This is a genomic window from Streptomyces sp. NPDC002092, assembly GCF_053593775.1.
Genome location: NZ_JBSFDG010000009.1, coordinates 32620 through 54927 on the forward strand (window position 1 = coordinate 32620; position 22308 = coordinate 54927).

General features: G+C 71.7%; 22 protein-coding genes and 1 pseudogene. 10 read left to right on the forward strand and 13 right to left on the reverse strand.

The features are described from left to right. Positions 1-232: 232 nt before the first annotated feature. From ACWCRD_RS21510 to ACWCRD_RS21525, 4 genes are all read left to right on the forward strand, one after another. Positions 233-1759 (forward strand): S8 family peptidase, encoded by a 1527-nt coding sequence (locus ACWCRD_RS21510; protein WP_450967408.1) that lies wholly within the window; start codon positions 233-235, stop codon positions 1757-1759. Positions 1760-1867: 108 nt separating this feature from the next. Next, entirely contained in the window at positions 1868-3391 is a 1524-nt protein-coding gene (locus ACWCRD_RS21515; protein WP_450967409.1) for a S8 family serine peptidase, read from the forward strand. Between the two features lie 84 nt (positions 3392-3475). Next, positions 3476-4840, forward strand: a complete 1365-nt coding sequence (locus tag ACWCRD_RS21520; RefSeq protein ID WP_450967410.1) for a CoA transferase — start codon at positions 3476-3478, stop codon at positions 4838-4840. Positions 4841-4940: 100 nt separating this feature from the next. Beyond that, complete coding sequence (locus tag ACWCRD_RS21525; RefSeq protein WP_450967411.1) at positions 4941-5951, forward strand: CopD family protein; 1011 nt, start codon at positions 4941-4943, stop codon at positions 5949-5951. Positions 5952-5953: 2 nt separating this feature from the next. Here the strand turns inward: ACWCRD_RS21525 and ACWCRD_RS21530 are convergent, their stop codons facing one another. From ACWCRD_RS21530 to ACWCRD_RS21545, 4 genes and pseudogenes are all read right to left on the reverse strand, one after another. After that, positions 5954-7000 (reverse strand): zinc-dependent alcohol dehydrogenase family protein, encoded by a 1047-nt coding sequence (locus ACWCRD_RS21530; RefSeq protein WP_450967412.1) that lies wholly within the window; start codon positions 6998-7000, stop codon positions 5954-5956. 126 nt (positions 7001-7126) lie between these two features. Then, positions 7127-7840, reverse strand: coding sequence for a VIT1/CCC1 transporter family protein (locus ACWCRD_RS21535; protein WP_450967413.1), 714 nt, complete (start codon positions 7838-7840; stop codon positions 7127-7129). Between the two features lie 24 nt (positions 7841-7864). Then, positions 7865-8198, reverse strand: a pseudogene (locus ACWCRD_RS21540) (amidohydrolase family protein); the annotation flags it as partial. Between the two features lie 3 nt (positions 8199-8201). Then, entirely contained in the window at positions 8202-8762 is a 561-nt protein-coding gene (locus ACWCRD_RS21545) for an acetoacetate decarboxylase family protein (RefSeq protein WP_450967414.1), read from the reverse strand. 181 nt (positions 8763-8943) lie between these two features. Between ACWCRD_RS21545 and ACWCRD_RS21550 the strand changes: the two genes are divergently transcribed. The 5 genes from ACWCRD_RS21550 (at position 8944) to ACWCRD_RS21570 (ending at position 13705) form a co-directional block, all read left to right on the forward strand. Continuing rightward, positions 8944-9933 carry a DEDDh family exonuclease gene (locus tag ACWCRD_RS21550; protein ID WP_450967415.1) on the forward strand — a complete coding sequence of 330 codons (990 nt, stop codon included), beginning with the start codon at positions 8944-8946 and terminating at the stop codon, positions 9931-9933. A gap of 80 nt (positions 9934-10013) precedes the next feature. Then, positions 10014-10247: a hypothetical protein gene (locus ACWCRD_RS21555; RefSeq protein ID WP_099934050.1), complete on the forward strand. Its 234-nt coding sequence runs from the start codon at positions 10014-10016 to the stop codon at positions 10245-10247. A gap of 49 nt (positions 10248-10296) precedes the next feature. Then, positions 10297-11088, forward strand: a complete 792-nt coding sequence (locus tag ACWCRD_RS21560) for an SURF1 family cytochrome oxidase biogenesis protein (RefSeq protein ID WP_450967416.1) — start codon at positions 10297-10299, stop codon at positions 11086-11088. Positions 11089-11156: 68 nt separating this feature from the next. Further along, positions 11157-12944: a glycoside hydrolase family 15 protein gene (locus tag ACWCRD_RS21565; protein ID WP_450967417.1), complete on the forward strand. Its 1788-nt coding sequence runs from the start codon at positions 11157-11159 to the stop codon at positions 12942-12944. Between the two features lie 5 nt (positions 12945-12949). Further along, a complete protein-coding gene (locus tag ACWCRD_RS21570) occupies positions 12950-13705 on the forward strand; it encodes an SDR family oxidoreductase (protein ID WP_450967418.1) in 756 nt (251 codons plus the stop codon). A gap of 3 nt (positions 13706-13708) precedes the next feature. Here the strand turns inward: ACWCRD_RS21570 and amaP are convergent, their stop codons facing one another. The 5 genes from amaP to ACWCRD_RS21595 are packed head-to-tail and all read right to left on the reverse strand — an operon-like array spanning position 13709 to position 16046. Further along, positions 13709-14287 (reverse strand): alkaline shock response membrane anchor protein AmaP, encoded by a 579-nt coding sequence (amaP, locus tag ACWCRD_RS21575; RefSeq protein WP_450967419.1) that lies wholly within the window; start codon positions 14285-14287, stop codon positions 13709-13711. A gap of 5 nt (positions 14288-14292) precedes the next feature. After that, the gene (locus ACWCRD_RS21580) at positions 14293-14943 is read right to left on the reverse strand and encodes a DUF6286 domain-containing protein (protein WP_450967420.1); all 651 of its coding nucleotides are present in this window, start codon (positions 14941-14943) and stop codon (positions 14293-14295) included. Further along, positions 14940-15323 carry a hypothetical protein gene (locus ACWCRD_RS21585; RefSeq protein WP_450967421.1) on the reverse strand — a complete coding sequence of 128 codons (384 nt, stop codon included), beginning with the start codon at positions 15321-15323 and terminating at the stop codon, positions 14940-14942. The genes ACWCRD_RS21580 and ACWCRD_RS21585 overlap by 4 nt, the downstream gene beginning before the upstream one ends. Next, the gene (locus ACWCRD_RS21590; RefSeq protein WP_450967422.1) at positions 15320-15505 is read right to left on the reverse strand and encodes a hypothetical protein; all 186 of its coding nucleotides are present in this window, start codon (positions 15503-15505) and stop codon (positions 15320-15322) included. The genes ACWCRD_RS21585 and ACWCRD_RS21590 overlap by 4 nt, the downstream gene beginning before the upstream one ends. A 43-nt stretch (positions 15506-15548) precedes the next feature. Beyond that, complete coding sequence (locus ACWCRD_RS21595) at positions 15549-16046, reverse strand: Asp23/Gls24 family envelope stress response protein (protein WP_232653205.1); 498 nt, start codon at positions 16044-16046, stop codon at positions 15549-15551. An 89-nt stretch (positions 16047-16135) separates the two neighbouring features. On the opposite strand from ACWCRD_RS21595, the gene ACWCRD_RS21600 reads away from it, so the two are divergent. After that, positions 16136-16849 carry a nucleopolyhedrovirus P10 family protein gene (locus tag ACWCRD_RS21600; protein ID WP_450967423.1) on the forward strand — a complete coding sequence of 238 codons (714 nt, stop codon included), beginning with the start codon at positions 16136-16138 and terminating at the stop codon, positions 16847-16849. A 79-nt stretch (positions 16850-16928) separates the two neighbouring features. Here the strand turns inward: ACWCRD_RS21600 and ACWCRD_RS21605 are convergent, their stop codons facing one another. From ACWCRD_RS21605 to ACWCRD_RS21620, 4 genes are all read right to left on the reverse strand, one after another. Further along, on the reverse strand, positions 16929-17732 hold the full coding sequence (locus ACWCRD_RS21605) for an enoyl-CoA hydratase/isomerase family protein (protein WP_450967424.1): 804 nt from the start codon (positions 17730-17732) through the stop codon (positions 16929-16931). A 129-nt stretch (positions 17733-17861) separates the two neighbouring features. Continuing rightward, positions 17862-18083, reverse strand: a complete 222-nt coding sequence (locus ACWCRD_RS21610) for a helix-turn-helix domain-containing protein (protein ID WP_004002281.1) — start codon at positions 18081-18083, stop codon at positions 17862-17864. A 374-nt stretch (positions 18084-18457) separates the two neighbouring features. Continuing rightward, complete coding sequence (locus tag ACWCRD_RS21615) at positions 18458-20056, reverse strand: ABC-F family ATP-binding cassette domain-containing protein (protein ID WP_450967425.1); 1599 nt, start codon at positions 20054-20056, stop codon at positions 18458-18460. Positions 20057-20738: 682 nt separating this feature from the next. Next, the gene (locus ACWCRD_RS21620; protein ID WP_450967426.1) at positions 20739-22139 is read right to left on the reverse strand and encodes a hypothetical protein; all 1401 of its coding nucleotides are present in this window, start codon (positions 22137-22139) and stop codon (positions 20739-20741) included. Between the last annotated feature and the right edge of the window lie 169 nt (positions 22140-22308).

A 22308-nucleotide genomic window follows, 5' to 3' on the forward strand; every position in this document is an offset into this window, starting at 1 on the left:
ATGCGGTTGTGACGGGGATCGGGGGCGAGTGTCCTCGCGCTCCCTGTCCAAGGTCACGGCGCCACGCGAGGACAGGTTCAACTCCCTTGACCTGTTTCCGAACTCACCTTGGGCAACTCATTGCTGACCAGCGGCGCCGGGAGATAGCTTCGGCCTGCACCGCCCGTCATGTACCTGCCCGAGCAGCATCTGCGTCTCGGGCGGTTTCGTTTCCGGATGATGTGGAGACCCCATGGCTCATCTGCGTTCCAGACGTCGGCTCGCACTCGCCGTACCGGTCGTGCTGTCGCTGACCGCCTCGCTCGGCTTCCTGCCGGCGGCCGCCCAGGCCGCCCCGCGCGCGGGGTCCACGGCACAGGCGGCCGACGCGGAGAACTTCGCGTATCTCGTCAACACCAAGACGGACCATCGCACGATCGAGTCGGTCAAGAAGGCGATAGCCAAGGCCGGCGGCACCGTCGTCGTGGCGTACGACAGGATCGGCGTGATCGTCGTCCACTCCGCGAACCCCGCCTTCGCCCAGCAGATACGCAGGGCGCCCGGCGTGCAGTCCGCGGGGGCCTCGCGCACCTCGCCGGTGACGGCGGCGGGGACCACGGACGAGGGGGCGGTGCAGTACCTCTCCAAGGCCGAGGCCGCGAAGATCGCGGGGAGCTCGACGGCCGGCGAGGAGCCGCTCGAGGCGGACCAGTGGGACCTCAGGGCGATCGGTGCCGACAAGGCCGCCGAGGTCGACCCGGGCAGCAAGAACGTGACCGTCGCCGTGATCGACGTCGGCGTCGACGACACCCATCCCGACATCGCCCCGAACTTCTCCGCCTCGCAGTCCGCGAACTGCGTGAGCGGCAAGGCGGACACGACGTACGGCTCCTGGCGGCCGGTGGACGCCGAGCACTACCACGGCACCCATGTGGCGGGGGAGATCGCCGCGGCACGCAACGGCATCGGTGTCGCGGGGGTGGCGCCCGGTGTGAAGGTCGCCGGCATCACGGTGGCCCAGCCGGACGCGAACCAGCTGTTCTTCCCCGAGAGCGTCGTGTGCGCCTTCGTGTTCGCCGCCGACCACGGCGTCGAGATCACCAACAACAGCTACTACGTTGATCCGTGGCAGTACAACTGCATGGACGATCCCGATCAACGTGCCATTGTTGATTCGGTCAACAGAGCCCAGCTGTATGCACAGCGCAAGGGCACGCTCAATGTCGCCGCCGCGGGCAACTCCAACGACGACCTCGACTCGAACGCCCTCGTCGACGCCTCGAGCCCCGACGACTCGACGCCTGTCACCCGGACGGTCGACCCGCACAAGTGCTTCGACGTGCCGACCCAGCTGCCGGGTGTGGTCACGGTCAGCGCGACGGGTGTCACGGGCGCAAAGTCGTACTACTCCAGCTACGGCGACGGTGTCATCGACGTCGCGGCGCCGGGCGGCGACAAGTACAAGATTCCCGACACGCCGTCGAAGAACGGCCGCATCCTCTCCACGCTGCCGAACGACTCCTACGGCTTCCTGCAGGGCACGTCGATGGCCACACCGCACGTCGCGGCCGTCGCCGCGCTGCTGAAGTCGACGCACCCGTGGGCGACTCCGGCCCAACTGCAGGCCCTCCTCAAGGCGCAGGCCGACAATCCGGGCTGCCCGGCCGGCCCGTACGACGGGGACGGCGACGGCGTCGTGGACGCCACCTGCGTGGGCGGCAAACGGATCAACGGATTCTACGGTTTCGGTATCGTCAACGCGCTGCGCGCAGTGAAGTAGATCCAGTGCCTGCCCGGGCGGCGCGGTGACAGGGACCGCGCCGCCCCGGACCGTCCGCACGGTCCGTACCCACCGCTCGCACCGCGAACGAACTGGAGACACCGACACATGACAGCGCCTCACCCGCGCTACCGCCGCGCGATCGCGATCCCGCTGGGCATGGCGATGGCGACGGCCCTCGCGTTCCTGCCGAACGGCACGGTCGCGGCCGCGGACAGCGTGCCGGCGGCCACGAGCGCCGCCGACGCGAGCTCGCTCAGCTACGTCGTCAACGTCCGCTCCGGGCATGGAGCTCCGGCGTATGTGAAGAAGGCGATCGCCGCGGCCGGCGGCACGATCGTGACGTCGTACGACGAGATCGGCGTGATCGTCGTCCACTCGGCGAACCCCGACTTCGCCAGGATCATCCGCACCGTGCGCGGGGTGGAGTCGGCCGGCAACACCCGCAACGCGCCGCTGCCCGCCCAGTCGACGACCGACATGGGCGCCCCGACGGCGCTCACGGCCGAGGACCTGAAGGGCGTTCAGGCCGCCGACGGGCAGGACCCGCTGGAGCCCCTGCAGTGGGATCTCGCCGCCGTCAAGGCGGACAAGGCGCACGAGAAGTCGCTGGGCAGCCCGAAGGTCACGGTCGGCGTGATCGACACCGGCGTCGACGACACGCACCCCGACATCGCGCCGAACTTCAACCGGAACGCCTCGGTCAACTGTGTCTCGGGCAAGCCGGACACGACCGACGGCGCCTGGCGCCCCGGCGCCTCGGAGAGCCCGCACGGCACGCATGTGGCGGGCGAGATCGCGGCCGCGAAGAACGGCATCGGCATGACCGGTGTCGCCCCGGGCGTGAAGGTCGCCGGCATCAAGGTGGCGAACCCGAACGGCTACTTCTACACCGAGGCCGTGGTCTGCGGCTTCGTGTGGGCGGCCGAGCACGGCGTCGACGTCACCAACAACAGCTATTACACCGATCCCTGGTACTTCAACTGCACCGACGACCCGGACCAGAAGGCGCTCGTGGACGCCGTCACCCGGGCCGCGCGGTTCGCCGAGCGGAAGGGCACGGTCAACGTCGCTGCGGCCGGCAACGAGAAGTACGACCTGGCCTCGGACTCGATCACGGACCCGTCCTCGCCGAACGACGGCACCCCCTCCGGCCGGGTGGTCGACCCGTCCAAGTGCCTTGACATACCGACCCAGTTGCCGGGTGTGGTGACCGTGGCGGCGACCGGCGCGAAGGGCATCAAGTCGTCGTTCTCCAACTACGGTCTGGGCATCATCGACGTGGCCGCGCCGGGCGGCGACTCGACCCGTTACCAGGCCCCGGCCCCGCCGGCCACCAGCGGCCTGATCCTGGGCACGCTGCCGGGCGGCAAGTGGGGCTACATGGCCGGTACGTCGATGGCCTCGCCGCATGTGGCAGCGGTCGCCGCATTGATCAAGTCAACCCATCCGCACGCCTCCGCCGCCCTGGTGAAGGCCCTGCTGTACGCCGAGGCCGACGGCACGGCCTGCACGGACCCGTACGACATCGACGGGGACGGCAAGGTCGACGCGGTGTGCGAGGGGCCGAGGAACTACAACGCCTTCTACGGCTGGGGCACGGTGGACGCCCTGGCCGCGGTGACCAAGTAGCGGGCAAGAAGCAGACAGAAGCAGGACGCACGCCGCCGGGTCGCCGTCCATATATTGATTCAGTCAATGATGCATAGTGCAGTCATGACTGCAATCAAGTTCGCATGGTCTGCACTGGGCGGCGATGCCGCTCTTCTCCCGCGGGTGTCGGACGTGGTGCGGGAGGGCGCTCTCCAGGGGCGCCTTCCCGTACGGGAGTTGGCGCGGGCCTGCGTCGGGGCCTGCGCGCTCGCCGCTGCCGAGTTGGGCGCACTGCGGAGCGGGCTTCCCGAGGTGCCCGCGGTCCGGGTGGACGACGGCGCCGTCGCCGCGGCCTTCCACAGTGAGCGGCATCTGCTGGTCGACGGGCGGGCGCCGGTCAGTTTCGCGCCGTTGTCGCGGTTCTGGCGGACGGCGGACGGATGGGTGCGGACGCACGCGAACTATCCGCACCACCGGGCACGGCTGCTGGACGCGTTGGGCGTGCCGGACGACGTGGCCGCCGTCGAAGCCGCCTTGGCCGAGCGGTCCGCGCCGGAGGTCGAGGAGGCGGTGTACGCGGCGGGGGGCCTGGCCGTGGCACTGCGCACCCCCGAGGAGTGGGCCGCGCACGAGCAGGCCGTTCAGGTGGCCGCGCGGCCCCTGGTGGAGCGCGAACGGCTCGGCTCCGCGCACGCGCGTGTGCCCGCCCCGCTCGACGGGTCTCCCCTGCTGCCCGCGGCCGGACTGCGCGTCCTCGACCTGACGCGGGTGCTGGCCGGCCCGGTCGCCACCCGCACGCTCGCCCTGCTGGGCGCGGACGTGCTGCGCGTGGACCCCCCACAGCTGCCCGAACTGCCCGACCAGCACGCCGACACGGGCTTCGGGAAGCGGTCGGCGACGCTGGACCTGAGGGCCGACCGGCGCACCTTCGAGGAACTGCTCGCGGCGGCGGACGTGGTCGTCACCGGGTACCGGCCGGGCGCCCTGGACCGGTTCGGTCTGTCGCCGCACGCGCTGGCGGAGCGGCGGCCCGGGGTGGTCGTGGCGCAGGTGTCGGCATGGGGCGCGTACGGGCCGTGGAGGGAGCGGCGGGGCTTCGACAGCCTGGTGCAGGTGGCGTCGGGGATCGCCGCCACCGAGGGCTCGCCTGGGCAGCCGGGGGCGCTGCCCGCGCAGGCGCTCGACCACGGGACGGGCTATCTGCTGGCGGCGGCGGTGCTGCGGGCACTGACCGAGCAGTCGTACGAGGGTGGCAGCCGGTTCGTACGGCTGGCGTTGGCGCGGACCGCCGAGTGGCTCGTGAACGGCATCGGGGCCGGTGCCGCGAGCGACGACTCGTACGACGGGCCCGGTACCTGGCTCGCCGAGACGGACAGCTCGCTGGGGCGGCTGCGGTACGCGCTGCCGCCGGTGTCCTTCGCGGGCGGGCCCGCCGACTGGGCGCGGCCGCCGGCGCCCTGGGGGACGGATCCCGCGCGCTGGGTCTGAGTCACGGGAGCGCCCGAAAGCGTACCTGTGAGCAGAATGCCGTACCCCAGTTGTCTTACTCCACTTGCCCGGTTCTGTGACGGCTGGCGAACATCGTGAGGTGACCCTGATAAAACCCACGGCCGGGGAAGCCGAGGCCGGGGAGCCCGTACGGCGCTCCCGGGCCGGCCGAGCCGTCGCCGTACTCGTCCTGGTGGCCCTGGCCGCGCTGATACCGCTGCTCGGCCCGTCCCTCGCGCTGCACGGCACGGGGGAGGCCGCCGCACCCGGGGTCAGCGGCATCGCCCTGCTGCGGGCGGTGCTGTTCGCCGCGTTGTGCGTGCCGGTGGGCGAGTTGTTCGTCAAGCGTCTGGCCCGTTCGCTGCCCGACGCTCCGCAAGACGCGCCCCGCAGCTGGGCGCCGTATGCGGCCGCCGCCGGTTTCGTCGCCGCACTGGGCCTCGCCTCGGTCGTGTCCACCGGCAACCTGGTGCCGCACAGCCTCGCCGACATCAACGTCGGCGGCCTCTACGACTCGCGGGACGGCAAGCTCGCGCTGATCGAGGTCAACGCCTTTCTCGCAGCCGGCCTCTGCGCCCTCTCGCGCCGCCCCGCCACCCAGGTCTGGCCGCTGGCAGCGATCATCACTGCGGAAGCCCTGCGGGCGCACCCCACGACCGAACACAGCCCGTTGCTCGGGTCGGGACTGACGGCCGTGCACCTGACGTGCGCGACGCTGTGGTCGGGAAGTCTGCTGCACACGCTGCGGACGCTGCGCCGGTGGGGGCCCTCCGAGACGGGCGCGGCCCTGCTGGGGCTCTACGCGCGCGTGGCGGCCGTTCTGCTCGCCGCCATCACCGCGACCGGGGTGTGGAGTTCGCTGCGCCGCATGCCGTCGCACACGATCCTGGACCAGCTGACGACGACGGCGTACGGGCGCACCCTGCTCGCCAAGGTGATCCTCGTGGCCACCGTCACCCTGCTCGCCCTGTGGGCGCGGATCCGGCTGCGCCGCGCCACCGACCCGCTGACCGCCTGCTCCCCCGCGCGCGTCGAGGTCGCCGCGCTAGGGGTGGTGGTCCTGGTGTCGGGGCTGCTGACGGCGCTGCCGCTGCCGATCCGCTGGTCGTGACGTCAGTCGTTGGTGACGAGCACCTTGAGGGCCGTGCGCTCGTCCATCGCCTTGTAGCCGTCGGGGACGCCCTCCAGACCGACCGTCAGGTCGAAGACCGGTGAGGCGTCGACGGTGCCGTCCAGGACGTCGGGCAGCAGTTCCGGGATGTAGGCGCGGACCGGTGCGACGCCGCCGCGCAGTGCGATGTTCCGGTCGAACATGACGCCGAGGTCGACTCCGGTGCTGCTGCCGTGCGGCACTCCGACGAAGCCGATCGCGCCGCCGTCGCGGGTGATGTTGACCGCCGTACGCATGGACTGTTCGGTGCCGACGGCTTCGACCACGGCGTGTGCGCCCTGTCCGCGGGTGAGCTCGCGTACGGCCTCGACGGCCGCGTCGCCGCGCTCGGCGACGACATCGGTGGCGCCGAAGCGGCGCGCGATGTCGGTACGGACCTGGTGGCGGCCGAGGGCGATGATCCGCTCCGCACCCAGCCGCCTGGCGGCGAGCACCGCGCACAGGCCGACGGCTCCGTCGCCGACGACGGCGACCGTGGCTCCCGGGCGGATGCCCGCGCCGAGGGCCGCGTGGTGGCCGGTGCCGAGGACGTCGGAGAGGGTCAGCAGGGCGGACAGCAGGTGGTCGTCGCAGGCCGCGTCCTTGGGGAGCTGGACGAGGGTGCCGTCGGCGAACGGCACGCGCACGGCCTCGCCCTGGCCGCCGTCGTAGCCGACGGAGCCCCAGAAGCCGCCGTGCTCGCAGGAGGTGGTGAGGCCCTCGCGGCAGTAGTCGCAGACGCCGTCGGACCACATGAAGGGCGCGACGACCAGGTCACCCCGCCGGACGGACGAGACCTCGCTGCCGGTCTCCTCCACGACGCCGAGGAACTCGTGCCCGATGCGCTGCCCCGGCTGCCGGGCCGCCTCGCCGCGGTACGCCCACAGGTCGCTGCCGCAGATGCAGGCGCGCAGCACCCGCACCACGGCGTCGGTGGGCAGCTGCACCACGGGCTCGGGCACGTCCTCCACGCGCATGTCGTACGGGGCGTGGATGGTGGTGGCGCGCATGGCGAGGGTCCTTCTCGTGCGGTGTCATGGGTGCGCTCGGGGGGTGGTCGGGCGCACTTCACGGTACGCCGCCGCGGACGCCCGCCGCTCGCCGAGGCGCCGCGGACCAGCAGGAACCGGGCGGGGCTAGACCCCGGCCGCCCCAAGCAGCGCCCCCGCCGCGTAGGTGACCCCCATGGCCAGCGCTCCGCCCGCCACGTTGCGCAGCACGGCAGGCCCGGGCCGGGCGCCGCCGAGGCGTGCGCTGGTCCAGCCGGTGAGGACCAGGGCCGCCAGCACCGAGACCACGGTGACCGGGAGCCGCCAGTGAACGGGCGGCAGGACGATCGCCAGCAGCGGCAGCAGCGCTCCGACGGTGAACGCGAGGAAGCTCGCCCACGCCGCGTGCCAGGGATTGGTCAGCTCGTCGGGGTCGATGCCGAGCTCCACGCGCGCGTGCGCCCTGAGTGCGTCCCGTTCGGTCAGCTGCTCGGCCGCCTCCCTGGCGACCTCGTGGGACATGCCCCGCTCCTGCAGCAGCCCGGTGAGTTCCTCCAGCTCCGCCTCGGGCTGTTCGCGCAGCTCCCGCCGTTCCAGGGCGAGTGCGGCCATCTCGGAGTCCCGCTGGGTGGAGACCGACACGTACTCCCCGGCGGCCATCGACATCGACCCGGCGAGCAGGCCCGCGAGACCGGCGGTGAGCAGGGCCGAGCGGTGGTCCGTCGCGCCGGCCACGCCGACGACGAGGCCCGCGGTCGACACGATGCCGTCGTTCGCGCCCAGCACGGCCGCGCGCAGCCAGTTCAGCCGCTCACCCAGTGCGCCCCCATGGGCCTCGCCGGCGTGCGTTGGTTCCGTCACACCGGGAGGATCCCACCACGGGCGTCACCACACCCGTACCGACGCTCCCCGTGCGAACGCCGGGCTCGTCGCGTGCGACGGCGGTTCGGTGAGCGGATCGGCCAGTTCCGCCTCCGTCGGCCCCACCTTCGCCGCGAGGATCCAGCAGGTGGAGGTCGAAGCCGTACACGCGGGCCGCGTTGTCCCCGACCATGGCGGCGACCTCGTCGCGCGGCACGCCCGCGTAGGCGATGCGCAGGCCTTCCCTGGAGTACGGGTAAGTGCCCTCGTCGTGCGGGTAGTCGCTGCCCCACATGACCTTGTCGACACCGATGCGGTCGCGCGGCGGCACCTCGTGCGGGCGCATGAAGCCGGCGCCGCATCAGACGCTCCCCGCCGGGGGCGCGTCGAGGATCTGCCGCGGATCGTCGTAACGCTGGTGGATGTACGGCAACAGGGCCTGGGCACTGACCCGCTCGACGACCTTGCCGCGCCGGTCGCTGGTCTTCTCACCGATGGTGATGTCGACGAGCCTCAGGACCGGGAGGTCGGCCACCGGGTCGTACATGGACTCGCGCAGGACGACCTCCCCGGTGACCCGCTCCAGCCGGCGCACCTTCTCGTTGCACAGGCAGTGCACCAGCACCGGATCGCCGTCGAAGCCCCAACCGTCCACCGCGGGAAGGAACTTGAAGGTGAAGTCGGTCTTCCGGCTCGGCTCCGGCAGCGGCAGTGGTCCGTTCACCGCGCCGCGCACCTCGACGAAGGCGATGCCGTGCCGGGCGAGCGAGGCGCGCACGACGAGGCCCTCGCGCTCGAACGCCACCTCGCCCAGCTTCTTGGCCACCACCCGGGTGGACCAGATGTCGGGAAGCTTCGCGACCGGCGTGCGCGCGGCGGCCATCTCCGCCTCGGTCCGTGCCCCGTACCGTACGCGTGCCATAGCCGTACCGCGCTTCCGCCGACCGTCACACGCCGGGCGGGCAGCACGCTGGCACCGGCCGCCGAAAAAGGTCCATAGCCGGGGCACAGACATTCGCGCCATTCGCGGCACTCGAACAGACCGGCGGGGAAGGCCACCTGACGGACAGGACTGTCAGTGCCGGGCCGTATCCTCAGGGACCATGCTCGAAGACCGTACGACCGCAGCGTCCTCCCCCACAGCGTGGCCGGCCGCGTATCCGCAGGGATACGCGGTCGTTGACGTGGAGACCACCGGCCTGGCCCGGGACGACCGGATAATCTCCGCGGCCGTCTACCGCCTGGACGCGCGCGGCGAGGTCGAGGACCACTGGTACACGATGGTCAACCCGGAGCGGGACCCGGGACCGGTGTGGATCCACGGTCTGACGAGCGAGGCGCTCGAGGGCGCGCCCCTCTTCCAGGACATCGCCGAGGAGTTCGCGACCCGCCTCGAGGGCCGGGTGCTCGTCGCGCACAACGCGGTCTTCGACTGGCAGATGATCGCGCGGGAGTACGCGCGTGCGCAGCGCGAGGCGCCGGTGCGGCAGCGGCTGTGCACCATCGCGCTCTCCAAGGAGCTCGGTCTGCCGCTGCCCAACCACAAGCTGGAGTCGCTGGCCGCCCACTTCGGCGTCGTACAGCAGCGCGCCCACCACGCGCTGGACGACGCGCGCGTGCTGGCGGAGGCGTTCCGGCCGAGCCTCGCGGCCGCGGCGGCCGGGGGCGTACGGCTGCCGCTGCACGAGTGCCGGCCGCTGACGGAGTGGGCGGACCGGCCGGCGCCGCACATCGGACAGCAGAGCAGCGGCTACGGCAGTTATCGGTCGAGCAGTTGGCGCCCTTCCCGCAAAAGGCCCACATGCCCGTATCCCAATCCAGGGCGTTACGAAGACGGCAAACCACTCAAACAGGGCATGCGGATCGCCTTCTCCGGGGACACCTCCGTCGAGCGGGAGCTGCTGGAGGACCGCGCGGTCGAGGCGGGGCTGCATGTCGCGACGAGCCTGTCCCGGCTGACCAGCCTGCTCGTCACCAACGACCCGGACTCGGGTACGTCGAAGGTGGTCAAGGCCCGGCAGTACGGGACCCCGGTGGTGGACGAGGCGGCCTTCGGGCAGCTGCTCAGGGATGTGGAGCCCGCCGACGGATGACCCGTACGGACGGGTGATTGCCACGCGACTCGCCCGCCGCCCGCTCGCCCGCGCGGCTGCGACGGCTCACCCTGTGGCGCATGGCGACCTGTGAAGTATGTGGCAATGACTACGGAATGACCTTCGAGGTGCATGCGCAGGGAGCGGTGCACGTCTTCGACTGCTTCTCCTGTGCCATCCACCGCATGGCACCCGTGTGCGAGCACTGTCGTGTGCAGATCATCGGGCAGGGGGTCGAGGTCGACGGCCAGTGGTTCTGCGGAGCGCACTGCGCCCGCGAGGAGGGCAAGGTGGGCATCGTCGACAAGGTGTAACCCGCCACCCGGCCTCATGCACCCCACGACCGAGTTGTACGGTCGTGGGGTGTACCGCTTCCTGTTGTCCCGGCAGTGGGTGATTCTCACCCTGATCGCCCTCCTCCTGATCCCCACGATGATCAGGCTGGGCATCTGGCAGAAGCACCGCTACGAGATGCGCACCGCCCGCAACGACCTGGTCTCCGCGGCGCTGCACGCCAAGCCGGTCCCCGTGGAGCAGCTCACCTCCCCCGGGCACGCGGTCACCAGCGCCGACAAATACCGCACCGTCACCGCGACGGGCACCTTCGACACCGCCCGCGAGGAAGTCGTCAGGCGCCGCACCAACTCCGACGACGAGGTCGGCTTCCATGTCCTGACCCCGTTCGTCCTGACGGACGGCAAGGTGGTGCTGGTCAACCGCGGCTGGATCCCGGCGAACGGGGCGCAGACCACCTTCCCGAAGATCCCCGCACCGCCCGCCGGCAAGGTGACCATCAAGGGGCGGCTGAAGGCCGACGAGACGACCGCGGCGAGCGGCATCAAGGAGATCAAGGGACTGCCGGACCGGCAGGTCATGCTGATCAACAGCGAGGAGCAGGCGCGGCGGCTCGGGGCCACGGTCCTCGGCGGTTACATCGAGCAGACGGCACCGGAGGCGAAGGGCAACAGCCCCGAGCAGATCTCCGACCCCGGCAGCGAGGACGCCCCGCTGAACTACGCGTACATGATCCAGTGGTGGCTGTTCGCCGCCGGTGTCCCGGTGGGCTGGTGGGTGCTGGTACGGCGCGAGCGCCGTGACCGGGAGGAAGCGGCCGCCAAGGAGCACGCGGAGGAAGCGGAACCCGCGGCGGTGTAGCCACGCGCCGGTCACTCCCCCGGCCCCACCCCGGATTGCCCTGCGGACCTTGCGGGAACCCGCACTCCGTGCACCCCCGTATCGAGGACTACGCGCTCATCGGCGACGAACAGACCGCGGCCCTGGTCGGCCGGGACGGCTCCGTCGACTGGCTGTGCCTGCCCCGCTTCGACTCGCCGGCCTGCTTCGCCAAGCTGCTCGGCGACAAGGAGAACGGCCACTGGCGCATCGCACCCAAGGGCGCCGAGAGCCACTGCACCCGCCGCGCCTACCGCCGCGACACCCTCGTCCTGGACACCGAGTGGGAGACCGACGAGGGCGCGGTGCGCGTCACCGACCTGATGCCGCAGCGCGACCGTGCCCCCGACCTCGTACGCATCGTCGAGGGCCTGCACGGCAAGGTGACCGTCCGCAGCACGCTGCGGCTGCGCCTCGACTACGGCTCGATCGTGCCGTGGATGCGCAAGTCCGACGGCCAGCGGGTGGCGATCGCCGGCCCGGACTCGGTGTGGCTGCGCACCGAACCCCAGGTGCACACCTGGGGCGAGGACTACGGCACGCACTCGGAGTTCACCGTCAAGAAGGGGGAGAAGGTCGCGTTCGTGCTCACCTGGCACCCCTCGCACCACCCGCGTCCGCCCCAGATCGACCCGTACAAGGCGCTCCACTCCAGCGTGAAGGACTGGCAGAAATGGTCCGCCGCATGCCGGTACGACGGCCCCCACCGCGATGCCGTGATGCGCTCCCTGATCACGCTCAAGGCCCTCACCTTCGCGCCGACCGGCGGCATCGTCGCCGCCCCCACCACCTCCCTGCCAGAGGAGCTGGGCGGGGTGCGCAACTGGGACTACCGCTACTGCTGGCTGCGTGACTCCACCCTCACCCTCGGCGCGCTCCTGGCCTGCGGCTACCACCAGGAGGCCGAGGCCTGGCGGAACTGGCTGCTGCGCGCGGTCGCGGGCGACCCGGCCGACCTGCAGATCATGTACGGCCTGGCGGGCGAGCGGCGGCTGCCCGAGTTCGAGCTGCCGTGGCTGTCCGGCTTCGCGGATTCGACGCCCGTACGGATCGGCAACGACGCCGTGAACCAGCTGCAGTTGGACGTGTACGGGGAAGTGCTGGACTCGCTGTGGCTGGCCCGGAAGTCGGGCCTGTCCGTCAAGCCGCACATGTGGGCGATCCAGGCCTCCCTGATGGACTGGCTGCACGCCGAGTGGCGGCAGCCCGACGAGGGGCTGTGGGAGGTGCGCGGCGGCCGGCGCCACTTCGTCCACTCCAAGATCATGGTGTGGGTGGCCGCCGACCGTGCCGTGCGCACGCTGGAGGAGAACCCGAAGCTGCGCGGCAGCCTGGACGACTGGCGCGCACTGCGGGACGAGGTGCACCGCGAGGTGTGCGAGAAGGGCTTCGACGCCGAGCGGAACACGTTCACCCAGGCCTACGGCTCCCGCGAGCTCGACGCCGCGCTCCTGCTCATCCCGCGCGTCGGATTCCTGCCTCCGGACGACCCACGGGTGGCCGGCACCATCGACGCGATCCGCGAGGAGCTGGGCCACGGCGGCTTCATGCGCCGCTACAGCACCGACGAGACGACGGTCGACGGACTGCCCGGCGACGAGGGCACGTTCCTGGTGTGCTCGTTCTGGCTCGCGGACGCACTGCACATGACGGGCCGCAAGAAGGAGGCCCGGGAGCTGTTCGAACGGCTGGTGGGGCTCACCAACGACGTGGGTCTGCTGTCCGAGGAGTACGACCCCGTCGACGGGCGCCAGCTCGGCAACTTCCCGCAGGCCTTCAGCCATGTCGGCCTGGTGAACACCGCCCTCGCCCTGTTCGGGGACGACGAGGCAGGATAGGGCCCATGGATCTTGGACTGAAGAACCGGGTGTACGTCGTCACCGGGGCCACGCGGGGCCTCGGCAACGCCGCCGCGCGTGAGCTCCTCGCGGACGGCGCGAAGGTGGTCGTGACGGGGCGGGACGAGAAGCGGGTCGCCGACGCGGCGGCCGAGCTGGGGCCCGACGCCCATGGGGTGGCCGTCGACAACGCCGACCCGCAGGCTCCGGCGCGGCTGATCGCGGCGGCCCGTGAGAGGTTCGGCCGCTTCGACGGCATCCTCATCAGCGTCGGCGGGCCTCCGGCCGGGTTCCTGGCGGACAACACGGACGACCAGTGGCGTACGGCGTTCGAGTCCGTCTTCCTGGGGGCCGTGCGGCTTGCCAGGGAGGCCGCCGCGCAGTTGGAGGAGGGCGCTGTCATCGGGTTCGTCCTCTCGGCCTCGGTGTACGAGCCGATTCCCGCGCTCACCATTTCCAACGGGCTGCGCCCCGGCCTTGCCGGGTTCGCCAAGTCCCTCGCCGACGAGTTGGGGCCGCGGGGAATCCGGGTCGTGGGCCTGCTCCCCTCCCGTATCGACACGGACCGGGTCCGTGAACTGGACGGACTGTCCGCCGATCCCGAAGCCACGCGTGCCGCCAACGAATCCCGTATTCCACTGCGGCGTTACGGCACACCGGAGGAGTTCGGGCGGACGGCGGCTTTCCTGTTGTCGCCCGCCGCCTCCTATCTGACGGGGATCATGATCCCCGTGGACGGCGGAATGCGGCACGGGTTCTGAAGGTCAACTCACCCTTTCCGCGCGGTGTTTGACGCCTTTCATCCGCACTTCGGCGGGAAATGCGGCGAGACCCGCGGAATTGCGTGCGTGCATCAGGGCCCGGGTCGTGAGGTCGTGCAGCGCCGTTCCCGGGTCCACATGCGGTTCCAGGTGGAGTTGCACACGCGCCTCGGGGGCGGTGCGGCGGCCGGTCAGACGGGCACGGGCATGCGCCACGCCCTCCAACTCGCCCGCCTCGCTCGCCAGTACGCCCTCCAGGGCCCGGCCCCGCAGCAGCGCGCCCTCGCCGTCGCCGGTGTCCACCAGGACCTCGGCGAGGCGGCGCCGGCGCAGGACCGCGGCCAGCCACCACAGGGCCAGCAGCACCAGCACGGCCAGTGCGGCGATGACGGTCGGCCACCACCAGCCGGAGCCCTGCCAGCGGGTGCGTTCGGCGTCACTGAGCAGGACGTCGTGCCGGCCGTGGTGGATCCACCAGGACGGTGGCGGAGCGCCGAGTCCGACGGCCAGGACGGAGCCGCCCAGCAGGAGCAGGGCGAGTCCGACGATCCCGATCAGTACCCGGTTGACGATCCTGGGCATCGCCCTCACCCCTTCCGTCCGGGACGCCGTACGTGCACGGACAGCGCGGGCGGGTGGGTGAGCCCCAGGCCGCTGATCGCGTCGTCGAGCGTGGCGTTCAGGTCGGCGCGTACGTCGCCCAGTTCGCGGAAGTGCGAGAGGGCGTACACATCGGCGCGGGTGCGGCGCATCCGGACCCGTACCGACTGGACGCCGGCGACCTCCATGGCGCGGTCGCGCAGCACGAAGGCGGCCGCCTCGCGGTGCAGTCCGGCGCGGACGTCGGCGTGGGTGCGCCGCATCGGCAGGACCCCGCGCAGCCCGGGCGTGAGCGCCAGCACGACCAGCCACAGGCCGAGGGCGGCGGCGACCCCGGCGCCGACGAGCACCCAGGTGTCGTCGAGGTGGCGCTCGGCGAGCTGACGGGCGAGTTCGCGCCGCCAGGCCATCGCCGGCCGGTGCGCCCGTACGGCCGCGATGTCGTACAGGAACAGGCCCGCGACCGCCAGGACCAGTACCGCCACGATGCCCGCGGGGACGCGGCGCGCCGACCAGAAGCGGCCCTGATCGCCGTCGTGGCCGGACGGCGCGGGCCCGTAGGCCGGTTCGTCGGCGGGTGCCTTCTCGATGACCGGCAGTCGTTGTGTGGTGCCCTCGGAGCCCTGGGGCTCGCTCATCGCGTCCTCCCCTGTGCCACGCCGTGTGCCGGGGTCAGATGCAGCCGCTCCACGTGGACGGCGACCTCCGGCACCTCCATGCCCACCAACGCGCCTACCCGCGAAGCGACATGTCGACGCACATCCGCGCAGCGGGCACCGATGTCGCAGGGATAGTCGAGTTCGATGTGGACGCGGACGTGGGCGGCCGCATGGTGCACGGCCACGGTGGCGTGCGCGGGCGAGGTCTCCTCGGACTGGTCGCTCAGGGTCTCCCGGGCCGCCTGGGCGGCGATCTTCGAGACCACCCGGTCGGCGATCCTGGTGGCCCCGCGCTCGCCCGGCGCGACGGTGGCCGTGGGGCTGGACAGCTCACCGACACCGTCGCTCACCGTGCTCACCGCCGGCGGTCGTCACGCGTACGGAAGAACTCGCCGATCTCCAGATCCCCCTCCAGGAACCGGCCGACGACGAAACCGATGGCGCCCAGGGCGGCCACCAGCACGAAGGCGCCGAAGCCGCCGAAGTATCCGGCGAAGCCCAGCGCCATTCCGGCGATCATGCCGACCACAGCCCTGCTCATCGTGCGCTCCCCTCAGCGGTGCGGTTGTCCGGTCGCCTGCCGGTCACTGGAGCCGCTGCTCCGGCTCCTCGTCCTCTTCCTCCGGCAGCTTCACATCACTCACCGCGATGTTGACCTCGACGACCTCGAGACCCGCCATCCGCTCCACCGCCGCGATGACGTTCTCGCGCACGGCGTGGGCGACGTCGGAGATCGAGACGCCGTATTCGACGACGATCTCCAGGTCCAGCGCCGTCTGCACCTCGCCGACCTCGACCTTCACACCCCGTGTCACGGACTTCGTGCCGCCCGGCACCCGGTCGCGCACGGCCCCGAAGGTACGGCTGAGCCCGCTGCCCAGCGCGTGCACGCCGACCACGTCCCGCGCGGCCAGCCCCGCGATCTTCTCCACGACACCGTCGGCGATCGTCGTCCGCCCCCGGGTGGCGGGGTCTCCGCCGCCGCGCCGCGTCGGCTGCGCCTTGCGCATCGTCGGCGGGTCCGTCACCTCGCTCGCTCCTCCGGGGGCCTGCGTCCGGTTCTGCTCCGTCATGTCGGTCATCGCCGCACGTCCCTTCCGGTTCGTCGTCCCTACGACCACGGTAAGCGGGGTTCCGTCGCCGCGCGCCGGGGATGCGGCAGGCTGGAGGAATGACAGCGGAACGGTGGGCACACGCGGTACGGCATCAGCTGAGCCTGGGCAGACTCCTGCCCCTGGGCGGACCGCACGACGGCGCGTGGATCTCGGAGGAGGCAGCCGAGGCGGTACTCCGGCGCGCTGCCGAGGCGCTGCGCGGGGTACGGCTGGACGCGCTCCGCATCGCGCTCGCCGACCCGGACACGGCTCAGGACCCCGCCGTACCGCCGCCGCCGAGCGCCCTGCCGCCCGGACCGCTGCGCGTGACGGCGGACTTCGCCACGACGGCGTCCGAGCCACTGCCGATCAGGGCGGCCCTCGTACGTACGACGCTGGCAGCCGCGGCGACGGAACTGCTCGGCCTGACGCTGGCCGAGGTGGACCTCCGGGTCACGGCCCTGCTGGACCAGGCACCGGAACCCGTGCCCGTACGCGCATCGGAGCCGCCACGCGCCGCGGAGCCCGACGACGCGGACGAACTGCGGGTGGCGTCCGCCGCCCTGATGGTCCCGGGGGTCACCCACCTGACGGGCGGCCTGGGCCGAGCGGCGGTGCACATCACGGAACTCCAGGAGGAGGGCGCGCTCGCCCACCGCCACGCGCGCGTGGAGATCGCGGTGAGCGCCAACCACCGGGCCGTGGACGTGGCCCGCGAGGTACGTGCAGCCGTCGCCGGGGTGCTACCGGATCACCCGACGGTGGCGGTACTGGTAACTGCGGTCAGCTGACGTCCCCGTAGGGGGCGCGGGGAACTGCGCGACAAGCCCCCACGGAGCCGCAGACAAACAGCGCGCAACCGCCGGAGGCTCACTCCCCGAGGCCGGCAAGATCCCGCAACCGCCGAGCCTGAGCGGCCCGCTCAGCAGCACGCTGCTCATCGAAGGACCGCCCGTGCGCGCCACGAATCAGCGCCTTGGTCTCGATCACGGCGTCCCGCGGCGCAGCCAGAATCGCCGAAGCCAGATCCCGCACCGCACCGTCGAGCTGATCGCCCGGCACAGCGAGGTTGGCGAGACCCGTGCTGACGGCCTCCTCGGCCGACACAAAGCGCCCGGTGACGCAGATCTCCAGCGCGCGGGCATAGCCGACCAGCCCCACCAGCGGATGCGTCCCCGTCAGGTCCGGCACCAGCCCGAGGCTGGTCTCGCGCATGGCGAACTGCACGTCGTCGGCGACGACGCGCAGGTCACAGGCGAGCGCGAGCTGGAAGCCCGCACCGATGGCGTGGCCCTGGACGGCGGCGATGGACACGAGGTCGCTCCGTCGCCACCAGGTGAAACCGGCCTGGAACTCGGCGATGCTCGCGTCGAGTTCACCGTCGCTGCTGCGCGCAAGGTCGATGAACGTCGGCTCGCCCTCGATTCCCTCGGGCGTGAACATCTGCCGGTCGAGCCCGGCCGAGAAGGACTGCCCCTCGGCGCGCAGCACGACGACACGGACGGAGCCCGGCAGGACCCGCCCGGCCTCGGCGAGCGCACGCCACATCGCGGGGCTCTGCGCGTTGCGCTTGGCCGGGTTGGTCAGCGTCACCGTGGCGATCGCGTCGTCGACGGTGAGCCGTACGCCGTCCTTGTCGAGTACCGGACCGAGGTCCTGGGCGGGCGAAGCCATGGAGTGCCTCCGATGAGTGCGGTCAGCAGAGCAAGCTAAAGCGCAAAGCTAAGTGACTGCACAGTAACCACCCGGCCGATCTGCCGACCGACCGGGTGGCCACCATCGAAGCCGATGGGCCGCCCGGGATCAGGACGAGGCGGCCTTCTTGCCCCGCGTCGCCCCGCCACGCCCACGGAGCGTGACGCCCGACTCGCTGAGCATCCGGTGTACGAAGCCATACGAGCGGCCGGTTTCCTCGGCCAGCGCCCGAATGCTCGCACCGGAGTCGTACTTCTTCTTCAGGTCTGCCGCGAGCTTGTCGCGCGCGGCGCCGGTTACCCGGCTGCCCTTCTTCAGAGTCTCGGCCACCCGTGCCTCCTCATGGGAAGTGCGCTCTGGTCCCCTCATGATCACCCCTCCGGGCTTTCATGGCCACCCATTCGGCAAGGTCCGTGAGACAGGGTTTTGACGACAGGAGCGCATCCCCACAAGCGGAATCTGCAATTCCTCCCGGCTGCGTTCGTACCGCCGAACGGGTTCTTTTATGAAGTGCCAGGTCAGAGACGTACGACGGCCGAGCCCTTGTCGATAAAGGGCTCGGCCGTGAAATGGATGTAGGACACACCTCGGTACGAGGAGATCTCACACAGATGATGGATCACGGATCGGCCGAATGATCCATACGCTGTGGATCACGCCTTCGATCAAGCTGCGCTGACGATCCAGCTGACGTTCCACCGGGCTCAGGCGAGGGCGACCAGGTCCGCGTAGTCGGCGCCCCACAGGTCCTCGACGCCGTCCGGCAGCAGGATGATCCGCTCGGGCTGCAGCGCCTCGACGGCGCCCTCGTCGTGGGTGACCAGGACGACCGCGCCCTTGTAGGTGCGCAGGGCGCCGAGGATCTCCTCGCGGCTGGCGGGGTCGAGGTTGTTGGTCGGCTCGTCCAGCAGCAGGACGTTCGCGGAGGAGACCACCAGGGTCGCGAGCGCCAGGCGGGTCTTCTCGCCGCCGGACAGCACGCCGGCCGGCTTGTCGACGTCGTCGCCGGAGAACAGGAACGAGCCGAGCGTCTTGCGCACCTCGACGAGATCCAGGTCGGGGGCGGCGGAGCGCATGTTCTCCAGGACCGTGCGCTCCGGGTCGAGGGTCTCGTGCTCCTGGGCGTAGTAGCCGAGCTTGAGGCCGTGGCCCTCGACGACCTCGCCGGTGTCGGGCTTCTCGACGCCGCCGAGCAGGCGCAGCAGGGTCGTCTTGCCGGCGCCGTTGAGACCGAGGATGACGACGCGGGAGCCCTTGTCGATGGCCAGGTCGACGTCGGTGAAGATCTCCAGCGAGCCGTACGACTTCGACAGGCCCTCGGCGGTGAGCGGCGTCTTGCCGCACGGCGCGGGCTCGGGGAAGCGCAGCTTGGCGACCTTGTCGCTCTGGCGCACCGCCTCCAGGCCGGAGAGCAGCTTGTCCGCGCGCCGGGCCATGTTCTGCGCGGCGACCGTCTTGGTGGCCTTGGCGCGCATCTTGTCGGCCTGCGAATGCAGGGCGGCGGCCTTCTTCTCGGCGTTGGCCCGCTCGCGCTTGCGGCGCTTCTCGTCGGCCTCGCGCTGCTGCTGGTAGAGCTTCCAGCCCATGTTGTAGATGTCGATCTGGGCGCGGTTGGCGTCCAGGTAGAACACCTTGTTGACGACCGTCTCGACCAGGTCGACGTCGTGGGAGATCACGATGAAGCCGCCGCGGTAGGTCTTCAGGTAGTCGCGCAGCCAGACGATCGAGTCCGCGTCGAGGTGGTTCGTCGGCTCGTCGAGCAGCAGGGTGTCCGCGTCGGAGAAGAGGATGCGGGCCAGTTCGATACGGCGGCGCTGACCGCCGGAGAGCGTGTGCAGCGGCTGGCCGAGCACCCGGTCGGGCAGGTTGAGCGCGGCGGCGATGGTGGCGGCCTCGGCCTCGGCGGCGTACCCGCCCTTGGTGAGGAACTCCGTCTCCTGGCGCTCGTACTGCTTCAGCGCCTTCTCGCGGGTCGCGCCCTGCCCGTTGGCGATGCGCTGTTCGTTGTCGCGCATCTTGCGGATCAGTACGTCGAGACCGCGCGCCGAGAGGATGCGGTCGCGGGCGAGGATGTCGAGGTCGCCGGTGCGGGGGTCCTGGGGGAGGTAGCCGACCTCGCCGGAGCGGGTGACCGTGCCGCCGGCCGGGATGCCCTCGCCGGCCAGGACCTTGGTGAGGGTGGTCTTGCCGGCGCCGTTGCGGCCGACCAGGCCGATGCGGTCGCCCTTGGCGATACGGAAGGAGGCGGACTCGATGAGGACGCGGGCACCGGCGCGCAGCTCGATACCGGAGGCGGAGATCACGGACAGGCTCCAGGGCAGAAAGGGTTGACGGGTGGGCGGCTGAGGCGTTCCCGCCGTCTAATGCGCGAGGAGAATGGCCATGGGCCAAGTCTAACGGGGCTGTGCAAGCACTTTTTCTGTGTTCGGGTGTTCGGGCCGCCTGCCGGGGACGTCGTTGCCGAGGGCTGTGCGGTGCGGGGTGATCCGGCCCCAGGGCGTCGACGGCGATGAGCTGGGACGTCCATGACGTCGGCGGACATGGCCGGGCGGTGATCAGGGCCGCTGCGTGAGGTACGGCACGCTCGGGCGGGGCGGCGGGGGTCGGGGCCGTCACCCCGGCCGGGGTGGTGAGCGGGGCCCCCGTGCGGCCCTGTGCATGGCGCCCAGCGTTGTGCCGCGATATGCCGTCGTGCGACTGCGGCGCCGTCGTGGCTGGTCGCGCCCCGCGGCGGAGCCGCATATCGATACAGCCCCGCGCCCCTAAAAGCCGCTGTCCGACCGCCCACCTGAAAGCCTGCGCCCGACCGCCAACCTGAAAGCCGCCACCGGACCGCCGGGCTGAAAGCCTCCGCCCGACCGCCAACCTGGAAGCCTCCGCCCGACCGCCGGGCTGAAACCCTCCGCCGGACCGTCGACCTGAAAGCCGCTGGCGGACGGTCGACCTGAAAGCCGCTGCCGGGCCGCCGAGGATTTTGGTCCCTGCTCAGCTGCCGCCGGTGTGCACTTGGAAGGCGGCGCGGCGCACGGCCTTTGCCAGGGCCGGGTCCGGGTGGGCCGCTGCGAGGGCGACGAGGACCTGGACGGTGCGGGGGTGGCCCACCGCCCGTACCTCTTCCAGGAGCAGGGGGACCGTCGGCTGCACGGCCGACTCCAGGTGGCGTACGAGCATCGGGGCCTCGCCGTGGTCGGCGACCGCGGCGGCGGTGTCGACCCACAGCCAGGTGGCCTCCTCGCGGGTGAGGACCTCGTGGGCGTCCTCGGGGTCGACGCCGTCGTGCTCGGCCAGCCACAGCAGGGCGTACGGCCGCAGGGTGGGCTCGTCGGCGACGGCGCGGACGTCCGGCTCGGCGGGGGCGCCGACCACGCGCAGTGCCTCGAAGGCGAGACCGCGCAGCAGGGCGTCGTCGCCGCGGGCGGCGGCGATGAGTTCGGTGACGGCGCTGCCGACGGGGCGGGCGGCGAGCCACGCGCGGTATTCGGCGCGGGCGGCGTTGGGGCGCAGCTGGGCGCAGCCGCGGAGCATCTCGTCGGCGGCGACCTCGATGTTCCCGGCGGGGCTCTGCGCGGCGACGCAGATCTGCTCCAGCTTGACCCAGACGGCCCAGCTGCCGAGCGGGGTGAGGGTGGCCTGTCCGCCGCCGTAGGTGAGGGCGCCGACGGAGGCGAGGGCGTGCAGGGCCCAGTCGAGGAGGGGGGCGAGCGGGGTGTCCTCGGGGCTCGTCTCGACAGCGGGTTCGGGCTGCGGACCGTAGGGGATCTCGCAGCGCTCGGTGCGCAGTTCGGTGACCCGCTGTTCCAGGAGGTCGAGGAGCTGGTCGACCGGGACGGGCCCGGCGGACAGCTGGAGGAAGGACAGCACCTGGGGCATGGCCGAGACGACCTCGGCGACGGCGGCGGGCTCGTGGTCCGCGGGCTCGCCGTGGGCGAGGGACCAGGCGTCGAAGAGGGCGACCCAGCCGCGCAGGACCGCGCTGTCGTCGCGGTTCCAGGCGCGCAGCCGCCAGCCGGGGCGGGCGCTGTCGCCGTGCACCTCGACGAGGCCGGCGAGGCGGGCGGTGTCCCAGTCCGCGCGGACCTGAGCCACGGTCAGGCCGAGGTCCCGGGCGGCCCGTTCGGCGGTCGCGTCGGCGAGGGTGGCCTTGCCGTCGGCGGTCGCGCCGTCGCTGCCCGGGCCGAGCGCGGCGTCGGCCCAGCGGGCGACGCGGGCCGCGGCGGCCAGCTGGGAGCGAGCCATTCTGGCCAGCTCCGCGGGTGCCGGGGTGCCCTCCGGGGGGCGGGGTGCGGCGCGGCGCGGGCGGCGCTGGTTCACGGCTCTGGGGGCGGCGGACAGGGATCGCGGGCCGACGAGTCGAAGCCTGGAGTCGCGCGGGATACGGGACGTCACGGGTGCAGTCTTCCGGTTGACGGTCCGAAAACCCAAACGGAATGTCACGGCGGGCGACGGGACTGGCCAACGCACGGGGTCCGGCGGGCGGCTCGGGGACGGGAACAGGCCAGTGGTACGGCCTTAAACGGAATGCTGCCGACTGTTCAGCTCCGCTCGGGTCCGGCGG